This is a genomic window from Pseudomonas sp. PDM13 (assembly GCF_025685765.1).
GTDB classification, from domain to species: Bacteria; Pseudomonadota; Gammaproteobacteria; order Pseudomonadales; family Pseudomonadaceae; genus Metapseudomonas; species Metapseudomonas solani.
In genome coordinates this window covers 35,585-53,605 of record NZ_JAOTQU010000019.1, presented here as the reverse complement: position 1 = coordinate 53,605, position 18,021 = coordinate 35,585, and the positions used below count along the sequence as shown (strand labels likewise).

Here is an 18,021-nt window from a genome sequence, read left to right as displayed (position 1 = left end):
GGATCGACAGCGACGTTCAGCCGTGCGACACGGAGGCGATCAGAGAAGCATGGCCGCCGCCCAGCCAAATGCCAGCAGCGGCAGGTTGTAATGCAGGAAGGTCGGCACGACCGTGTCCCAGATGTGGTCGTGCTGACCATCGACGTTGAGGCCGGCGGTGGGGCCCAGGGTCGAGTCCGAGGCGGGCGAGCCGGCGTCGCCCAGGGCGCCGGCAGTGCCGACGATGGAGACGATGGCCAGCGGGCTGAAGCCCAGCTGCACGCCCAGCGGCACGAAGATCGCCGCAATGATCGGCACCGTGGAGAAGGACGAACCGATGCCCATGGTCACCAGCAGGCCCACCAGCAGCATCAGCAGCGCGCCCATGGCCTTGCTGTTGCCGATCAGCGCGGCGGAAGCCTCCACCAGGCTGGCCACCTGGCCGGTGGCGCGCATCACCTCGGCGAAGCCGGCGGCGGCGATCATGATGAAGCCGATCATGGCCATCATCTTCATGCCCTGGGTGAACAGGTCATCGACCTCCTTCCAGCGCACGATGCCCGACAGCGAAAACACCAGGAAGCCCACCAGCGCGCCGACGATCATCGAGTCCAGCCACAGCTGCACCACGAAGGCGACCACGATGGCCACGCCGGCCACCGCCAGGCTGCGCGGGTCGTACTTGACCTCCACCTGCTCGGCCTGGGCGATCAGCGCCAGGTCATAGACGCGCTTGCGGCGGTAGCTGATGAACACCGCCAGGAACAGGCCGAACACCATGCCCAGCGCCGGTATCAGCATCGCCTCGGTGACGTTCACACCGGTAACGTCGACGCCACTTTTCACCACATTCGCCAGCAGGATCTCGTTGAGGAAGATGTTGCCGAACCCCACCGGCAGGAACATGTAGGGGGTGATCAGGCCGAAGGTGATCACACAGGCCACCAGGCGGCGGTCGATCTGCAGGCGCGTCAGCACGTACAAGAGCGGCGGCACCAGCAGCGGAATGAAGGCGATGTGGATGGGCAGGATGTTCTGCGAGGAGATAGCCACGCACAGCAACAGGGCGATGAGGACCCATTTCAGCGCAGCGCCCTCCTGTGCCCCACCCCGGCCAACGCGGCCGATGATGCCGTCCGCCAGCGCATGGGCCAGCCCGGAGCGCGCGATGGCCACGGCGAAGGCACCCAGCAGCGCGTAGGACAGGGCCACGGTCGCACCGCCGCCCAGCCCCTTGTTGAAGGCGTCCAGCGTGCCCTGCATGCCCAGGCCACCCAGCAGCCCGCCCGCCAGGGCGCCGATCACCAGCGCCATCACCACATGTACCCGGCACAGGCTCAGCACCAGCATGATGCCAACCGCCGCTATCACCGCATTCATCCGCTTCGCTCCGAGTTGCGGGTAGCCCGCAAAAAAAGCCGCGTACTCTGCCCAATGAGCGAAGCGCTGTCAAAAGAAACGCCGTGCGAAATACTGGACGCTCTGTGCATAATATTTGCATCCAAATTCGCCGCTCCCATGCATTCCGTGTGGAAGCCGCATCGCCATGGCAGGTGAATCAAGATTTCCCCTGCCGAGCCGATAGCGGCTTGCAGTCCGACGAGATAGAAGGAAAGACCCATGCCGTTCAGTCGCCTGTCCATTCAATGGAAAATCACCCTGCTCGCCGGCCTCTGCCTGCTGGCCATCGTGACCCTCCTGGTCGGTGCCTCGCTCTACCAGTCCAAGCGCAGCGCCGAGCTGGTGAAGTCCGCCAGCTCGCAGATGCTCGACCACAGCGCGCGCCAGCGCATGCAGGCCCGCGGTGAACTGCAGGCCCTGCGCATCCAGCGCTACTTCATGGACACCTACCAATACGGCAAGGGCTTCTCGCGCCAGGTGCTGTTCCTCAAGGACCAGGCCGAGAAACGCTTCCTCGACGCCTTCGACCTGCGCGAGGACATGACCCGCCAGGTGAAGACCAGCCTCGAAGCCAACCCCAACCTGCTCGGCCTCTACCTGGTGTTCGAACCCAATGCCCTGGACGGCAAGGACGAGTTGTTCATCGACCAGGCCGAGCTGGGCAGCAACGACAAGGGCCGCTTCTCCCTCTACTGGTCGCAATCCACCCCCGGCAAGCTGGAGTCGGAATCCATGACCGAGGAGCTGCTCGGCGACAGCAGCCCCATGGCCAACGGCATGCCCTACAACACCTGGTACACCTGCCCGCTGAAGACCCGCGACTCCTGCGTGCTGGAGCCCTACTACGACGACGTCGGCGGCAAGAAGGTGCTGATGACCAGCATCGCCTTCCCCCTGGAGCTGAACGGCAAGGTGGTCGGCGTCATGGGCCTGGACATCAGCCTGGACAACCTCCAGCAACTCAGCGTCGACGGCAGCAAGGACCTTTACGACGGCCAGGGCCAGGTCAGCATCATCAGCCCCATCGGCCTGCTCGCCGGCCACAGCCGCGACGCCTCGCAGCTCAGCTTCAAGCTGGACAAGGCCTTCGGCGCCGACGCCGGCGAGATCGCCTCGGTGGTCAGCGCCGGCAAGCCCGCCGAGATCGACCGCGAAGGCATTCTCCGCGTCATGCAGCCGTTCAAGCCGATCCCCACCAGCGCCGCCTGGAGCGTGCTGCTGGAAGTGCCGGACAAGGTCCTGCTGGGCCCGGCGCTGAAGCTCGAGGCGCAGCTCGATGAGCAAAGCGCCGCCAGCAGCCTGACCTCCACCCTGATCGGCCTCGCCGCCGCCGTGGTCGGCCTGCTGCTGGTGTGGCTCACCGCCCTGGGCGTGACCCGGCCGATCCTCGGGGTCGCCGCCATGCTGAAGAACATCGCCAGCGGCGAAGGCGACCTCACCCGCCGCCTGGAGTACGCCCGCCAGGACGAGCTGGGCGAGCTGGCCGGCTGGTTCAACCGCTTCCTCGACAAGCTGCAACCGGTCATCGCCGACGTGAAGCGCTCGGTGCAGGACGCCCGCAGCACCGCCGACCAATCCGCCGCCATCGCCAGCCAGACCAGCGCCGGCATGCAGCAGCAGTACCGCGAAGTGGACCAGGTCGCCACCGCCTCCCACGAAATGAGCGCCACCGCCCAGGACGTCGCCCGCAGCGCCGCCCAGGCCGCCGAAGCCGCGCGCGGTGCCGACCACGCCACCCGCGAGGGCCTGGGCGTGATCGGCAAGACCACCAGCGCCATCGAGCAGTTGGCCAGCGAAATGAGCGCCGCCATGGAAGAAGTCCAGGGCCTGGCCAGCAGCAGCGAGCAGATCGGCTCGGTGCTGGAGGTGATCCGCGCCATCGCCGAACAAACCAACCTGCTGGCCCTCAACGCCGCCATCGAAGCGGCCCGTGCCGGTGAGGCCGGGCGCGGCTTTGCGGTGGTCGCCGACGAGGTGCGCAACCTCGCCAAGCGCACCCAGGATTCGGTGGAGGAAATCCGCCAGGTGATCGAAGGCCTGCAGCACGGCACCCGTGAGGTGGTCGGCTCCATGCACAGCAGCCATCGTCAGGCCCAGGGCAGCGTCGAGCAGGTGGAGCACGCGGTCGCCGCTCTGCAACGCATCGGCGATGCCGTGGCGGTGATCACCGACATGAACCTGCAGATCGCCAGCGCCGCCGAGGAACAGAGCGCGGTGGCCGAGGAGATCAACCGCAACGTCGCCGCCATCCGCGACGTCACCGAGTCCCTCTCCGGCCAGGCCCAGGAATCCGCCCAGGTCAGCCAGGCCCTGAACAGGCTGGCCAACCACCAGCAAGGGCTGATGGACCAGTTCCGCGTCTGACGCCGTGCCAGGGGCCGTGCTCGCGGCTCCTGGCAAGCACCGCCCCTGTCACCATTTGCCCGCCACGCTGACGCGCCGGTGCTTGTCCACCGCTGCGCTGCCAGCTAGCCTGCGCCATCCCTCAGAAAGGAAACCCGAGATGCTCAACTACGCCATCGTCGCCGGCTCCAGCCGTGCCAACAGCCAGTCCGGCAAGGTCGCCCGCTTCATCCGCCAACGCCTGGTGGAGCTGCAACTGGCCAACGAAGCCCATACCAGCGTCATCGACCTGGGTGCCCAGCCGCTGCCCCTGTGGCCGGCCGAAGACACCGGCCCCTGGGCCGACTTCCAGCAGCAGCTGAAGGCCGCCGACGCGGTGATCGTCATCGCCCCCGAGTGGAACGGCATGGCCTGCCCGGCGATCAAGAACTTCTTCATCTATGCCAGCAAGGCCGAACTGGCCCACAAGCCGGGCCTGCTGGTGGGCATCTCCTCCGGCATCGGCGGCGGCTACCCGATCAGCGAGCTGCGTGCCTCCAGCTACAAGAACTGCCGCCTCTGCTATCTGCCCGAGCACCTGATCGTGCGCGGCGTGGAGAAGGTGCTCAACGGCGCCGAAGTGGTTGGCGAAGACGACCAGCGCATCCGCGCGCGCATGGACTACGACCTGGACATCCTGGCCAAGTACGCCACCGCGCTGAAGCCCGTTCGCGAAACCATCGACATGAGCATCCCGGCCTTCGCCAACGGCATGTAATGCCCCGCCCCGCGCGCCCATGCGCGGGGCTCCCCACGCCCGCTTCCCCGCACATCCGCACATCCGCACATCCGCACATCCGTAGGGTGGATGACGCTCTTTTCATCCACCAGGCGATCTTGCAGGCGTAGGGTGGGCTTCAGCCCACCGCTTTCCCCACCAGCCCCCTCGCAGCAACAAGCACCTCACGTTGGGCCTCGCTGCGCTCGGCGCCAACCTAGGGTTTGCCGCTCTTTACAACGAGAACGCCCGCTGCACGACTTCGCCGCGGGGGTCGTCGCTGGGCGCGACGAGGGCGTAGTTGTAGCCACCCTGCGACCAATAGCGCGCCTCCAGCTCGCCATCACGGCGGTTCCCGGCGGGCATCTCGGCATAGAGCGAGCCCGGCGAACGCAGGTACAGGCTGATGCGCTGCCCGCCCACATCCTCGAACAACAGAAGCGCCGCGGCGCCCTGCTCGTTGGTCAGCAAGCGGCCACCCACGGGGTGGAAGCCATAGGGGGCAAGATCGGGAATGCGCGAGGCGTGGCTGAAACGCTGGTCCAGCCAGGCCTGCAGCTGCCCTGGTTCGCGAGCGGCGACGTCCACCACCCCGGCATGGCCGGTGGCGAACAGGCGGTGGGCTTCCAGGGCGTCCTGCATCGGCGGGTTCTCCGCCAGCAACGAGCGGTCGCGAGCCTGCCAGCCACCCAGGCCGCCGAAGCCCAGGGCCAGCACCAGCGCCGCGGCCGTGGCCAGGCGCTGGCGGCGACGCGCACGCAGGGAGCGGCGGATCGCCAGCGGGTCCAGCTGCGGGTTGGTGAGGCGCAGTTCCAGGTTGGCCAGGCCCGCGCGCAGCTGCTGCATGTCTCGGCGCCAGGCGTCGACCCGGGCCGCCTGGTCGGGGTTGGCGGCCAGCCAGGCCTCCACCTGGGCCCGCTGCGCGGCATCCAGTTCGCCATCGAGGTAGGCGTGCAGGTCGTTCTCGCTGGGTTCGAAGCGGTTCATTTGAGTATCCGTAACGGGGGATTGGTGATTTCGCCCTCGGCCAGCTCGCGCAACGCCTTGCGCGCCCGGGACAGGCGGGACATCACGGTGCCGATGGGCACGTCCAGGGCCACGGCGGCCTCCTTGTAGCTCAGGCCCTCGACGCTCACCAGCACCAGCAGCGCACGCTGCTCGGCGGGCAGGCGGGCAAAGGCCTCCAGCGTGGATTGCGCCATCACCAGTTCCTCGGTGGAGGCCGTCTCGGCCGGTGCCGCACCGAAGAATTCGAGGATGCGTGCGTAACGCCGGGCACGCCGCTGCCCATCGAGAAACTTGCGGTAGAGGATCGCGAACAGCCAGGCCCGCAGGCTGCCATCGGTGCGCGGCCCGGCGCGGCCATCCAGGGCGCGCTCCAGGGTCGCCTGCACCAGGTCGTCGGCGCTGGCGGGGTTGCGCGTCAGCCACAGGGCAAAGCGGCGCAGGCGGTGCAGCAGCTCGCGGAGTTCGTCGTCATCGATGTCGTGCATGGGGTCGTGCGGTGCTCGTCGTGGTTCCAGTGCGAGGAAGACGCTCAGGCAGCAACTTTATTCCAGGGGCCGGGAATAAATCTGCAACTGGTTCGTCTCACCTGCTCGACGACATGACCGCAAGCCCACGGAGCAGCCAATGAGCCGACCCCCGCTTTCCCCCTCCCAGACCCTGGGCCGCCTGGCGCTGATAGGCCTCGGCCTGGCCACCCTGGCCGGCACCTTCGCCTATGCCGGCGGCTGGATCGGGCCCGACCGGCTGACGCCGCAACGCATCATCGACACCTTCGAGGCCAACGCCGGCAGCTACCCCGGCTACCGCAAGAACCATGCGAAGGGCCTCTGCGTCAGCGGCCAGTTCCTCAGCAACGGCGCCGCCGCCGGGCTGTCCCGGGCCGAGGTGTTCGCCGCCGGCGAGGTGCCGGTGATCGGCCGCCTGGCCATCGGCGGCAGCAACCCCTATGCGCCCGACGCCAGCGTGCCGGTGCGCAGCCTGGCACTGCAACTGCGCAGCGCCAGCGGCCAGGAATGGCGCACCGGCATGAACACGCCACCGGTGCTGCCGGTGTCCACCATCGAAGGCTTCTTTGAGCAGGTGCTGGCCTCCAAGCCCGACCCGGCCACCGGCAAGCCGGACCCGGCGCGCCTGCAGGCTTTCTTCGCCGCCCACCCGGAAAGCGCCGCCTTCCGCCAATGGGCCAAGGACAACAAGGCCTCCAACAGCTTCGCCAACGCCACCTACAACAGTATCAACGCCTTCCGCCTGGTGGATGGCGACGGCAAGGGCCGCTACGTGCGCTGGGCCATGGAGCCGGAGGCGCCCTACCAGCCGCTGGGCAGCGAGGCGGACGACAAGGACTTCCTCGCCCACGACCTGCTCCAGCGCCTGCAGCAGGGCCCGTTGCGCTGGCACCTGGTGCTGACCCTGGCCGAAGCCGGCGACCCCAGCGACGATCCATCCAGCCCCTGGCCCGCCACGCGCCAGCGCATCGACGCCGGCACCCTGGTGCTCGACCAGGCCCAGCCCGAGGACCAGGGCGCCTGCCGCGACCTCAACTTCGACCCGCTGATCCTCCCCGACGGTATCGAGCCCTCCGCCGACCCGATCCTCGCCGCGCGCTCGGCGGCCTACGCCGTGTCCTTCAACCGACGCACCCGCGAAGGTGCCCCCACTCCCCCCGCAGGAGCCCACCCATGAGCCGCCACATCCAGGGGTTCAGCCCCCTCGCCCGCCTGCTGCACTGGTCCATGGCGCTGCTCATCCTCGCCATGCTGTTCATAGGTGTCGGCATGGTGGTCACCCTGTCCACCCGCCACACCTGGCTGGTGGAACTGCACAAACCGCTGGGCATCGTCCTGCTGGCCCTGGTGCTGCTGCGCATCGCCGTGCGCCTGCGTCGCCCGCCACCCGCGCTGCCCGCTGACCTGCCAGGCTGGCAGCACAGGCTCGCCCATCTCTCGCACCTGCTGCTCTACGCCCTGATGCTGGCGATGCCGCTGGTGGGCTGGGCGATGCTCGCGGCCGGCGGCTACCCGGTGGTGCTGCTGGGCTGGCTGCAACTGCCGGCGATCGCCCCCCATGACGCCGCGCTGTATGCCGTGCTGCGCCAGGCCCATCACTGGCTGGGCTACCTGCTGTTCGCCACCGTGCTGCTGCACCTGGGCGCGGCGCTGTTCCACGGGCTGATTCGCCGCGACGGCGTACTCGCCAGCATGGCCACCGGCAACGGCGAACGCTGACGGAAGCCCCGCGCGCAAGGCCAGCCACCACAACAAACGGCCAGGCGCGCGGTCTACGCTGCTGACACCCACCGCGGAGAAGCCCCTTGAAGACTCGCCACTGCCTGCTCGCCACCCTGCTGTTCTGCGCCGCCGGCGCCCAGGCCTCCACACCCGAAGCCTGGCAGGAACAGGACAAGCGCATGCTCGCCGCCTGCACCAAACTCAGCGGCCTGAAAGAAGTGAAGGCCGCCGGCCAACCGGTGCTCTTCGACGACCGCCTGGGCATCACCGCCCTGGCCCTCAGCGGCCGCTACCCCAAGGCACACATGAAGAACCGCGTTGGCCGCGAGCTGTGCCTGTACCAGCGCAAGACTGGCAAGGCCTTCATCAACGAGGCCGACAATCTGATCGACGCCCGCAAGCCCTGACCGAAAAGAACGGTTACAGCGCGGCGCCGGTTTTTCCTGTCACCGCGCGCCGTTGTCTGGCAAAACCCTTGCCCATCCCCACAAGGAACCAAGGAGCCCGACCATGCGCACCGCCTGTGCCGCACTCTTGCTGAGCCTCGCCCTTCCCGCCCTGGCCGCCGAGCCACCCGCCTACGGCCCCGAGCTGGAAGGCTTCGACTACCCGCACCCGGTCAAGCGCTTCGCCTTCGACTCCCAGGGCGAGAAACTGCAGATGGCCTACATGGACATCCAGCCGAGCACGCCCAACGGCCACACCCTGGTTCTGCTGCACGGCAAGAACTTCTGCGGCGCCACCTGGGAGGGCAGCATCCAGGCGTTGACCCAGGCCGGCTACCGCGTGGTGGTGCCGGACCAGGTGGGCTTCTGCAAATCCAGCAAGCCACAGCGCTACCAGTTCAGCTTCCAGCAGCTGGCGGCCAACACCCACGCCCTGCTGGCGAGCCTGAAGCTGGAGAAGGTCACCCTGATGGGCCACTCCATGGGCGGCATGCTCGCCAGCCGCTACGCGCTGCAGTACCCGCAGCAGGTGGAGCAGCTGGTGCTGGTGAATCCCATCGGCCTGGAGGACTGGAAGGCCAAGGGCGTGCCCTGGCGCAGCATCGACGCGTGGTACCAGCGCGAGCTGAAGACCAGCAGCGAGGCCATCCGCAATTACCAAAAGAGCACCTACTACGCGGGCCAATGGCGGCCGGAGTTCGACAAGTGGGTGGAGATGCAGGCCGGCATGTACCGCGGCAAGGGGCGTGAGGCGGTGGCCTGGGACTCGGCGCTGACCTACGACATGATCTACACCCAGCCGGTGGTGCACGAGTTCGACAAACTGCAGATGCCGGTGCTGCTGCTCATCGGCCAGACCGACAACACCGCGCCGGGCAAGGACGCCGCGCCCGAAGCCTTGCGCGGCCAGCTGGGCAACTACAAGGTGCTCGGCCAGCAGGCCGCCGAGCGCATCCCCGACGCCCGCCTGATGACCTTCGCCGACCTCGGTCACTCGCCGCAGATCCAGGCGCCGGAGGTGTTCCACAAGGCGCTGCTGGAAGGCCTGAAGGCCCGCTGAGTTCGCACCCAGGCCGGCGCTGCACTATCATCGCCGGCCATTCCCCCCGGGAGCCCCGCCCATGAGCAACGAAACCACCCTTCTCGACCGCCTGGCCAACAGCGACATGCTGGAGATCGACGGCCTGCACGCCTGGCAGTTCGAGCTCGACGCCGGCGCCCTGCTGATCGAATGCGTCGACGGCCGCACCCAGCGCCGCTGGAACTTCAGCGCCGAGCAGGTGCAGGCAGCTCAGTTCGACGCGGCCCAGGGCACCTGGACCATCCATGACGACCAGGGCGTTCATAGCCTGGTGTGCATGGAAGCCTTCAGCGGCAGCAACGACGACGAAGACGAGGGCGAAGAAGAAGCGGGCGACGCCGCCAACGACGACGGCATCGACCGCGCCTGAAGCCTCAGCTCACCACGTTGCGGATATAACGCACCGCGACTTCGCCACGGTTGGCATAGCCATAGGGCTGGCTGCTGGCGAAGACGTGGAAGTCCCCCGCGCCAATACGCACCTCGCCTTCCGGCAGCTCCAGGGTCAGCTCACCTTCGGTGACGTAGACCATCTCCCGCCAGCCTTCGGCATCGGCCTCCGACACATAGCGCTCCCCCGGCTCCAGCGACCAGGCCCAGAGTTCTACCTCGCGCCGCGCCGGCGCACTGGCCAGCAGGGTGGCGCGGCTGCGCGGGTCCTTGCCGACCCAGGCCACCGCCTCGATGCGCGAACGGTCGGGCCGGCTCGGCGTCTGCACCAGGTCGGGAAACAGCACGCCCAGCGCCTCGGCGATGCGGTCCAGGGTGGCCAGGCTGACGTTCACATCGCCCCCCTCGATGCCGACGATCATCCGCCGGCTCACACCTGAAGCCGTGGCCAGGGCGTCCTGGCTCAAGCCAAGCGCCTTACGCAGCCGCCGCACATTGTCGGAGACGTGTTCGAGTACGTTGGGTCTGTCCATGGAGGGGGTCATAGAGTTGGGCAATATATTGCTCACACGCCGTTTTTTGCGCATTATGTTGCACACAACGAACCAGAACAAGCTTCGCCCCTCGTAACTGCCTGATCCGGACCCTCCATGAACTCCCGCAACCTCACTTCGACGCTGCTGCCCGTCGGCATCCTGATAGTCGCCATGATCTCGGTGCAGAGCGGCGCCTCCCTGGCCAAGAGCCTGTTCCCGGTGATCGGCGCCCAGGGCACCACCACCCTGCGCCTGATCCTCGCCGCCATCTTCCTGCTGCTGGTGCTGCGCCCCTGGCGCACCCGCATCAACACCGGCGCCCTGGGCACCGTGCTGCTCTATGGCCTCGCCCTGGGCTTCATGAACCTGCTGTTCTACATGTCCCTGCGCACCGTGCCCCTGGGCATCGCCGTGGCCCTGGAATTCACCGGCCCGCTGGCGGTGGCAGTGTTCTCCTCGCGCCGGGCGCTGGACTTCCTCTGGATCGCCCTCGCGGTGGTCGGCCTGCTGCTGCTCCTGCCCATCGGTGAAAGCGCCGCCCACCTGGACCTGGTGGGTGCGGCCTATGCCCTGGGTGCCGGGGTCTGCTGGGCGCTGTACATCATCTTCGGCCAGCGCGCCGGTGCCGATCACGGCATGCAGAGTGCCAGCCTCGGCGTGCTGGTCGCGGCGCTGGTCATCTCGCCCTTCGGCATCGCCCATGCCGGCACCGACCTGCTCAACCTCAGCCTGCTGCCCGTCGCCCTGGGCGTGGCGCTGCTCTCTACCGCCATCCCCTACACCCTGGAGATGTACGCCCTGACGCGCATGCCCGCGCGCACCTTCGGCACCCTGATGAGCATCGAGCCGGCCCTGGGCGCGCTCTCCGGGCTGCTGTTCCTCGGCGAGCGCCTGTCGCTGCTGCAATGGCTGGCCATCGGCGCGATCATCCTCGCCTCGGTGGGCACCACCGCCAGCATGAAGAGCCGCAAGGAAGCCGAAGGGCTGATCCCCGCCGATTGATCGCGCTGCGAATCTGCTTGCCGAGAAGCGCACTCCTGCGCAAGGCTATCGCCAGCCTTGCGCATCAACAGGACCCTCCATGAACAAGTTCACTCCCGGCCCCAGCGGCTGCCCCCCGGTCAACTGGCAGCTGGAGCAGATCGTCACCGAACTGCGCGCCGCCCGCGCCGAATGGCGCAGCCGCAACGGCCGCACCCAGGATCGCGGCGGCCGCGAGCTGCCCTCACGCACCGCCGTCGGCCAGATCATCGAAGCCATCAGCGGCGCGCTCTTCCCCATGCGCCTCGGCCCCACCGACCTGCGCGAAGAGAGCGAAGACTTCTACGTCGGCCACACCCTGGACACGGCGCTCAATGCCCTGGTCATCGAAGTGCGCCGCGAACTCGGCTACGCCGCCCGCAACGGCAGCGCCGAAGACGGCGACAGCGAATGCCAGGCGATCCGCGTAGTGAAAGGCTTCGCCGCCGCCCTGCCGGAGCTGCGCGTGCTGCTGGATACCGACGTGCTGGCCGCCTACCAGGGCGACCCGGCGGCGCGCAGCGTCGATGAAGTGCTGCTCTGCTACCCGGGCGTGCACGCGGTGATCCACCACCGCCTGGCCCATTACTTCTACCGTAACGGCCTGCCGCTGCTGGCGCGCATCATCGCCGAGATCGCCCACTCGGCCACCGGCATCGATATTCACCCCGGCGCCACCATCGGCCGGAGCTTCTTCATCGACCATGGCACGGGCGTGGTGATCGGCGAGACGGCGATCATCGGCGAGCGCGTGCGCATCTACCAGGCGGTGACCCTGGGCGCCAAGCGCTTCCCCTCGGACGACTCGGGCAACCTGCAGAAAGGCCAGCCGCGCCACCCCATCGTCGAAGACGACGTGGTGATCTACGCCGGTGCCACCATCCTCGGCCGCATCACCATCGGCAAGGGCTCGGTCATCGGCGGCAACGTCTGGCTGACCCGCAGCGTGCCGGCGGACAGCAACATCACCCAGGCCACCCTGCAGAACGACTGCGGCGCCTGAGCCCCGCACGCACCCAAAAAGAACCCCGCGCTTGCGGGGTTCTTCGTATCAGGCCGAGGTTTCCCTGGGGACGAACAACCGGCGCGTCAGCATCAGGTGGAGGACGAAGGCCAGCAACGCGGCCAGGGGGACGGCCGTCAGCGCGCGGGTGATGCTGGAGCCGAAATCGGCCTGGCTCTGCAGCACATCGAGGCGACCGAAGTGCGACGGCTCGGCATTGGCGTAGCCCACCTTCACCGAGGCGCCCTCGTGCAGGTAGGGCTCGGCATTGGACGCGGAGGTCTCGAAGGTGCCGTCGTAGGGTTTGCCGGCCACCTCGAAGCTGTAATGGAAGTGGTAGGTTTCGCTGGTACGGCCGCGACGGTGGTGTTCTTCGGTCACGCTGTCCAGGCTCACCGGCGCCAGCACCTCGGAATGGTCCTTGAGGATGGCGTTGGCATTGAAGTAGTTGAGGATCGCGGTGACGATGAGGAAGCCGGCGCCGATCACGGCGGCGAGGCTGAGCAGGATCATCGACACCTTGCTCAGGGTGCGATGGGTTTCAGGCGAGGTCTTGAAGCTGATCATGGTGGTGTCCCTTCCAGTTGGTTGCAGTGCCCTGTCGCCCCCAGGCGGCGGCAGGCAGCTCAACGAACGCCTGCGGGTCCACCCGGGGTCACCATGGAAAGCCAGGCACGGCACCGGTAAGGCGTGAACGGACCAACCCTTCCATGGAAAGTTAATGGCACTAAGCTAGCATCCAGAGGCGAGGGAACCACTTGATTGGCGTCACATCCTGTTACATTCATTGCAAAGCCGATGGCAGGTTGTCGTGCGGCGGAGACGAGACTGCCTCCAACGGACCAGGGACGGGACCATGAGCCTCCAGGTCGTCCAGCGTAGCCAGCCGTTTCTCGAGGTATTGATGTGAGCACCACGGCCAACCGATTCTCTTCCCTGCTGCACCTCGTGCGCCTGCACTTCGGCGTCAGCGCTGCCGTGCTGATAGAACCCGACGGCCCGCTCGCCTGCGACGGCATCGACCAGCAGCGAGCCGCACGCGCGCTGGTTTCCGGCACACCCCAACCGATCGCCCGCTGCCCCATCGCCGATGGCGGCGGCGAGCTGCTGCTGTTCGATGACCAGCCCCGCGAGGTGGACCAGCAGGCGCTGGCCGAATTCGCCAACCTGGCGAGCGAACTGTTCACCCGCCGCCGCGAAGTGCTGGGCATGCGCGAATGGCTGCGGGTGCTGCGGGAAAAGGAACAGCGCCTGGCCCTGGCCGTGGCCGGTAGCGGCACCGGCATCTGGGACCGCGACGTGGTCAACGGGCTGATCCACTACTCGCCCGGCTGGAAATCGCTGCTGGGCTATGCCGACGATGAAATCGGCACCCGCATCGAGGACGCCTACGTCCGCGTGCACGCCGACGACCTGGAATACGTCCGGCGCACCATGCTCGACCACTTCGAATCGCGCACCGATCAATACAAGGTGGAGCACCGCCTGCGCCACAAGGACGGCCACTTCATCTGGGTGAGCAGCCGCGGCAGAGTCGTCGAGCGCGATGACCAGGGCCGCCCGCTGCGGATGATCGGCACCACCACCGACATCACCGAAATGAAGCGCATGGGCGAGCGCCTGGAGCAGAACCTCGAGCTGCTGACGGAGCTGACCAACGAGATACCCGGCATGGTCTTCCAGTACATGGGGCGCCCTGACGGCAGCGGCAGCTACCGCTACATCAGCGCCGGCAGCCTGGACGTCTACGGGCTGTCCCCCGAACAGCTGAAGCTGCCCAACGGGCGCGAACGCATCCTGGCACTGGTCCACCCGGACGACCTGCCCGCCTACCAGAACTCACTGGAAACCTCCGCCCTGGCCCTCACCCCCTGGCAGATGGAATACCGCGTACTGATCCCCGGCCGCCCCACCGGCTGGCGCCAGGGCAATGCCCACCCCAAGCGCCTGGCTGACGGCAGCGTGCTCTGGCACGGCTTCATCACCGACATCACCGAACAGAAGCGCATCGAGGCCGAGCTGCAGGCCCTGGCCACCACCGACTTCCTTACCCAGCTGCCCAACCGCCGCCATTTCATGGCACGCCTCGAAGAAGAGCTGGCCCGGCTGCAACGCGCGCCGGGGCGTGGCGCGGTGCTGCTGATGTGCGACCTGGACCACTTCAAGGTGATCAACGACCGCTGGGGCCACGGCGTCGGCGATGACGCCCTGCGCCACTTCGCCGCCCTCCTCGCCGGACAGATGCGCCGCGTCGACCTGGCCGGCCGCATGGGCGGGGAAGAGTTCGCCGTGCTGCTCAATGACGCCGACCACGCCAGCGCCCTGGTCTTCGCCCAGCGCCTGCAGCAGCAGATGCTGGAAACCCCGCTGCAGCACCAGGGCGAGGTCATCCCCCTGACCGTCAGCATCGGCATCACCACCCTCGATGCCGGCGACGCCAACGCCGAGGCGGCGCTTTCACGCAGCGACCTGGCGCTCTATCGGGCCAAGGCGGAAGGACGCAACAGGATCGAGATGCACTGACGCTGCCACCCGGCAGCCAAGCGGGCCGGCGCACCATTGCGATGCGCCGGCTGCCGGTCAGTCGGTGCCGTACTTCGGCGAACGCGGACCGTAGAGCAGGCCACCGTTGTAGCCGGTGGAGAGCAGGCGCGCGCTGGCGATCCCGGCGATGGGATAGGACGCGTCCTCCATGGAGCTGTTGATGATCTGCTTCACCGCAGCCGTCACCAGCATGCCCACCAGGCCGCCACCGTTATTGTTGTTGCCTTCCTCGCTGGAGGCGCTCGCCGAGCCGGTCCACAGGGTGGTGCCGCTTCTCAGGTCGACCAGCTTGGCGCTGGCGGTAACGATGGATGCACTGCTGATCAGCATGTACTGGGTGCCGTACTCGCTCACCGTGACATAGAGCGCAGCATCGGCGCCGTAGACCTCGCGCAGCTTGGCCGTCGGCAGCTGGTGGATGTCACCGGGGCTGGTCAGGCCGTTCTGGCGGAAGGTCTCGTCCACCAGCGCCACCGGCACCACGTAGTAACCGGCTTCGGCCAGCGGGTAGGTCACCTGGGACAGCATGCTGTAGGTGGCCTTCACGTCGGGCGACTCGTTCAGCGGCGGCAGCACCAGGATGGAGCGCGGGCGCGCTTCCTTGTAGGCCGAGTAATCGACGCTGCGGGTCGGCGCGCAGCCGCTGACCAGGGCCGCCAGCGCGGCGCAGGCCAGCAGGCGGGAGAGTAAACGGGTCATTGGGCGCCTCCCTTGGCGTTCTTCATGAGGAAGTCCATGTACGAAGCGGATTCGGGGAACAGCGCCTTCTCGGTCTCGAAGGAACGCATCATCTCGTCATCCTTGCCCAGGCTGGAGTACAGCAGGCCGAGCTGGGCGTGATAGCCCGGCGGCACCGCGCCGTTCTTCGCGCGGATCTTCTGCAGGTCGGCTTCCAGCGCCTCCACCTGCGCCTCCTTGGATTCGCCCTTGAAGTACTGGTTGACCTGGGTCTGGTAACCCTCCCACTGGTACAGCGTCTTGGGCCCGCTGCAGCCGGCCAGCGCCAGGCTGCCCAACAGCGCCGCCGCGCATGCGATTGTCCTGCTCATGTTCATGTCCTGACGTCCCTGTTTCAGTTCTGCGGCTTCCAGGCGCCGCTCTCTACCGCATTCACCAGCTTGTTCACCGCTTCGCGCATGGCCAGGTCGAGCACCTTGCCGTTGAGAGTGGAGTCGTAGCTGGCGGTGCCGCCGAAGCCGATCACTTCGCGGTTGGACAGCGCGTACTCGCCGGCGCCCTGGGTCGAATAGACGACCTCGGAGGTGGAGATGTTGACGATGTTCAGGGCCACCTTGGCGTAGGCGATCTGGGTCTTGCCGCGGCCGAGAATGCCGAACAGCTGGTGGTCGCCCACTTCCTTGCGGCCGAACTCGGTGACGTCGCCGGTGACCACGAAATCGGCACCCTTGAGGCGCTGGGCCTGGCCCTTGATCGCGGCTTCCTGCTGGATCTCGCTCATGTTGTCGCGGTCCAGCACGTTGAAGCGGTTGGTCTGCTGCAGGTGGGTGATGAGGATGGTCTTGGCCTGGCCGCCGAGACGGTCGACGCCATCGGAGAAGATGCCGCGCATGTAGCTGGAACGGTTATCGAACTTGCCGACCGCGATCGGTGCGCGCACGCCGCTGTAGGGGCGATTGACGCTTTCGACCTGCTGCACGGCGACGGCGGTGGAGGTTTCGGTGGCGCAGCCCGACAGGCCGGCCAACGCCACCGTAGCCAGGATCGGCAGCAAAGCGGTTCTCGAAACGATGCTCATGGGGTTCTCCTTGAACGAGCGGAAGGTGCCGGCGACGGCCGCCCGGTGGGCAGCGGTGCATCGGCGGAGGTGAGGGGCGAAGCGATAAGACTGGAGACGCGCTGCGGGGACGATTCCCCACATGCATCCCCCGGAAAATCTGCCGAATGTGATTGCGTCGGCGAAATGCCGGGCAGCGCATGGCCGCGCGCCTGGTGGCGGGCCCTGTGCAGCGCATGATCGACAAGGGGGCGGAACGAGCGGGCCAGAGGAAACCCGGCCGGGCTGAGGGGTGAAGACAACATCCAATGTCCTGCGACTACGGCTCCATGGATCTTGCTCCCCGGCAGCGCTTCGACGCCGCACGCGGGCGGGCGCCTGGGCCAGGGGAACAGACAGGCGCGGAGGATACTGGCCTTTCGCCGTAAATCCGACGACCGGCCGACCAGCGGACGTATCGGCTGGACCTGCTGATACCCCCGTCACACACCCACGCCAGCGCGGCTGGCGCCCCCACTGCAACCAGAGCGGAGGCCGCCCGTGACGCGACCTGAGGCAATTTGCCGCGAGGCTGGCAGGCCCAAGCCTGCATAGATTCAATCCAGATGATTAGCCTTGGAGCCCTGCATATGGATAGCGAAAGCGGCACCCTCGACCGTGACTACCAGCGGATCCACCAGGAGGCGACGGTTCTCGCCGGCGCCCTCACCGACCTCGGCCAGCGCGCCTCGGTCTACCACCACCTCTACGAGGATTCCGGCGGGCGTAATGTCTTCCCGCTGATCGCCGCCCACGGCGCGCTCTGGGGCGCCGGCTACTTCGCCCTGGGCATGCGCGTGGGCACCCTGCTCTCCGCGCAGTTCCTCTTCACCCCTGCACTCCGCCACCACAAGCTGCGCCAACTGCACGCCTTCGCCGACGCCTTCCGCGAAATCAACCGGCGGGTCTGCGTCGAGGCCTATACGGCCTATCACCTCAGCCGGCTGCATGGCCAGGCCACCGGCATCGAGCACTACCTGCAGCCACGCCTGCTGGCCGCGCTCAACCGCTGCCACCAGGCCCAGGCGCTGGGCGAGCCGCTGCCGCAACCGGTGCGACGGGAGCTGTTCGAAGCGTTCTTCCTCTGGGAGCAGGAAGTCATAGTCGGGCCCGCCGTGGAGCAGGCGCTGGCGGCGCTGGACTGGCCGCTGATCCGCCAGGTGGCGCTGCGCCCACGCATCGAGTTCGCCTACTTCGCCAGCAGCCGTGACATGAAATTCAGCGACTTCGCCAGTACCCGAGAGCGCATCGAAAAAGGCATGCGCGCCTACGAACTGGCCGAGCAGGCGGGGCTGGATCGGGTGGAAGATGCCCTGAGCCGCTACGGCGTACTGCCACAGGCCTTCTTCCATGACTCGCTCGCCCACTTCCACGACCTGCGCCAGCGCCTGAACCTGCCCGAGGCGCTGCCCGCAGCTGCCTGAGCCGGCAGGTGCATCCGCGCAGGCGCCTGGCGCGGGGCCGTGAGAAGGCGTGAGGGAATGCCAGGCAATGAAAAGCCCCGGCATGGG

At 67.5% G+C, this 18,021-nt stretch carries 19 protein-coding genes and 1 pseudogene; 12 read left to right on the top strand and 8 right to left on the bottom strand.

Annotation, left to right across the window (positions count from 1 at the left end; all coding sequences use genetic code 11):
* Positions 1-39: 39 nt before the first annotated feature.
* Entirely contained in the window at positions 40-1,359 is a 1,320-nt protein-coding gene (locus OEJ36_RS19530; protein ID WP_263402960.1) for a Na+/H+ antiporter family protein, read from the bottom strand.
* 240 nt (positions 1,360-1,599) lie between these two features.
* Here OEJ36_RS19530 and OEJ36_RS30700 point away from each other — a divergent pair.
* The 3 genes and pseudogenes from OEJ36_RS30700 to OEJ36_RS19520 all read left to right on the top strand — a co-directional run.
* Positions 1,600-2,838, top strand: a pseudogene (locus tag OEJ36_RS30700) (chemotaxis protein); the annotation flags it as partial.
* Between the two features lie 150 nt (positions 2,839-2,988).
* Positions 2,989-3,744 carry a methyl-accepting chemotaxis protein gene (locus OEJ36_RS30695; RefSeq protein ID WP_371877153.1) on the top strand — a complete coding sequence of 252 codons (756 nt, stop codon included), beginning with the start codon at positions 2,989-2,991 and terminating at the stop codon, positions 3,742-3,744.
* 139 nt (positions 3,745-3,883) lie between these two features.
* Positions 3,884-4,480 (top strand): NADPH-dependent FMN reductase, encoded by a 597-nt coding sequence (locus tag OEJ36_RS19520; RefSeq protein WP_263402957.1) that lies wholly within the window; start codon positions 3,884-3,886, stop codon positions 4,478-4,480.
* A gap of 234 nt (positions 4,481-4,714) precedes the next feature.
* On the opposite strand, the gene OEJ36_RS19515 is transcribed toward OEJ36_RS19520, so the two are convergent.
* Positions 4,715-5,467: an anti-sigma factor family protein gene (locus tag OEJ36_RS19515; protein WP_263402955.1), complete on the bottom strand. Its 753-nt coding sequence runs from the start codon at positions 5,465-5,467 to the stop codon at positions 4,715-4,717.
* Positions 5,464-5,973, bottom strand: a complete 510-nt coding sequence (locus OEJ36_RS19510; protein WP_263402953.1) for a sigma-70 family RNA polymerase sigma factor — start codon at positions 5,971-5,973, stop codon at positions 5,464-5,466. Before OEJ36_RS19510 ends, OEJ36_RS19515 begins: the two co-directional genes overlap by 4 nt.
* A 139-nt stretch (positions 5,974-6,112) precedes the next feature.
* Here OEJ36_RS19510 and OEJ36_RS19505 point away from each other — a divergent pair, with 139 nt between their 5' ends.
* The 5 genes from OEJ36_RS19505 to OEJ36_RS19485 all read left to right on the top strand — a co-directional run bounded on the left by OEJ36_RS19505 (position 6,113) and on the right by OEJ36_RS19485 (position 9,613).
* Positions 6,113-7,171 (top strand): catalase family peroxidase, encoded by a 1,059-nt coding sequence (locus OEJ36_RS19505; protein WP_263402952.1) that lies wholly within the window; start codon positions 6,113-6,115, stop codon positions 7,169-7,171.
* Positions 7,168-7,713 (top strand): cytochrome b, encoded by a 546-nt coding sequence (locus tag OEJ36_RS19500; protein ID WP_021219057.1) that lies wholly within the window; start codon positions 7,168-7,170, stop codon positions 7,711-7,713. Before OEJ36_RS19505 ends, OEJ36_RS19500 begins: the two co-directional genes overlap by 4 nt.
* Before the next feature lie 86 nt (positions 7,714-7,799).
* Entirely contained in the window at positions 7,800-8,123 is a 324-nt protein-coding gene (locus OEJ36_RS19495; RefSeq protein WP_263402950.1) for a hypothetical protein, read from the top strand.
* Positions 8,124-8,226: 103 nt separating this feature from the next.
* Positions 8,227-9,222, top strand: coding sequence for an alpha/beta fold hydrolase (locus OEJ36_RS19490; protein WP_263402948.1), 996 nt, complete (start codon positions 8,227-8,229; stop codon positions 9,220-9,222).
* Between the two features lie 61 nt (positions 9,223-9,283).
* Entirely contained in the window at positions 9,284-9,613 is a 330-nt protein-coding gene (locus OEJ36_RS19485; protein WP_263402947.1) for a DUF5629 family protein, read from the top strand.
* Positions 9,614-9,617: 4 nt separating this feature from the next.
* Here the strand turns inward: OEJ36_RS19485 and OEJ36_RS19480 are convergent, their stop codons facing one another.
* Complete coding sequence (locus tag OEJ36_RS19480) at positions 9,618-10,220, bottom strand: helix-turn-helix domain-containing protein (RefSeq protein WP_263402945.1); 603 nt, start codon at positions 10,218-10,220, stop codon at positions 9,618-9,620.
* Between the two features lie 63 nt (positions 10,221-10,283).
* Between OEJ36_RS19480 and rhtA the strand changes: the two genes are divergently transcribed.
* On the top strand, positions 10,284-11,171 hold the full coding sequence (gene rhtA, locus OEJ36_RS19475; RefSeq protein ID WP_263402944.1) for a threonine/homoserine exporter RhtA: 888 nt from the start codon (positions 10,284-10,286) through the stop codon (positions 11,169-11,171).
* A gap of 79 nt (positions 11,172-11,250) precedes the next feature.
* Positions 11,251-12,192, top strand: a complete 942-nt coding sequence (epsC, locus tag OEJ36_RS19470; RefSeq protein ID WP_263402942.1) for a serine O-acetyltransferase EpsC — start codon at positions 11,251-11,253, stop codon at positions 12,190-12,192.
* A gap of 48 nt (positions 12,193-12,240) precedes the next feature.
* On the opposite strand, the gene OEJ36_RS19465 is transcribed toward epsC, so the two are convergent.
* Entirely contained in the window at positions 12,241-12,759 is a 519-nt protein-coding gene (locus tag OEJ36_RS19465) for a DUF3592 domain-containing protein (RefSeq protein ID WP_263402940.1), read from the bottom strand.
* 339 nt (positions 12,760-13,098) lie between these two features.
* Here OEJ36_RS19465 and OEJ36_RS19460 point away from each other — a divergent pair, with 339 nt between their 5' ends.
* Complete coding sequence (locus OEJ36_RS19460) at positions 13,099-14,715, top strand: sensor domain-containing diguanylate cyclase (RefSeq protein ID WP_263402938.1); 1,617 nt, start codon at positions 13,099-13,101, stop codon at positions 14,713-14,715.
* 57 nt (positions 14,716-14,772) lie between these two features.
* Here OEJ36_RS19460 and OEJ36_RS19455 read toward each other — a convergent pair whose 3' ends face one another.
* The 3 genes from OEJ36_RS19455 to OEJ36_RS19445 are packed head-to-tail and all read right to left on the bottom strand — an operon-like array spanning position 14,773 to position 16,492.
* Positions 14,773-15,435, bottom strand: coding sequence for a DUF799 domain-containing protein (locus tag OEJ36_RS19455; RefSeq protein ID WP_263402937.1), 663 nt, complete (start codon positions 15,433-15,435; stop codon positions 14,773-14,775).
* On the bottom strand, positions 15,432-15,785 hold the full coding sequence (locus OEJ36_RS19450) for a DUF4810 domain-containing protein (RefSeq protein WP_043241757.1): 354 nt from the start codon (positions 15,783-15,785) through the stop codon (positions 15,432-15,434). Before OEJ36_RS19450 ends, OEJ36_RS19455 begins: the two co-directional genes overlap by 4 nt.
* 23 nt (positions 15,786-15,808) lie before the next feature.
* Positions 15,809-16,492 carry a CsgG/HfaB family protein gene (locus tag OEJ36_RS19445; protein ID WP_021219068.1) on the bottom strand — a complete coding sequence of 228 codons (684 nt, stop codon included), beginning with the start codon at positions 16,490-16,492 and terminating at the stop codon, positions 15,809-15,811.
* A 608-nt stretch (positions 16,493-17,100) separates the two neighbouring features.
* Here OEJ36_RS19445 and OEJ36_RS19440 point away from each other — a divergent pair.
* Complete coding sequence (locus tag OEJ36_RS19440; RefSeq protein ID WP_263402933.1) at positions 17,101-17,934, top strand: hypothetical protein; 834 nt, start codon at positions 17,101-17,103, stop codon at positions 17,932-17,934.
* Positions 17,935-18,021 lie beyond the last annotated feature (87 nt).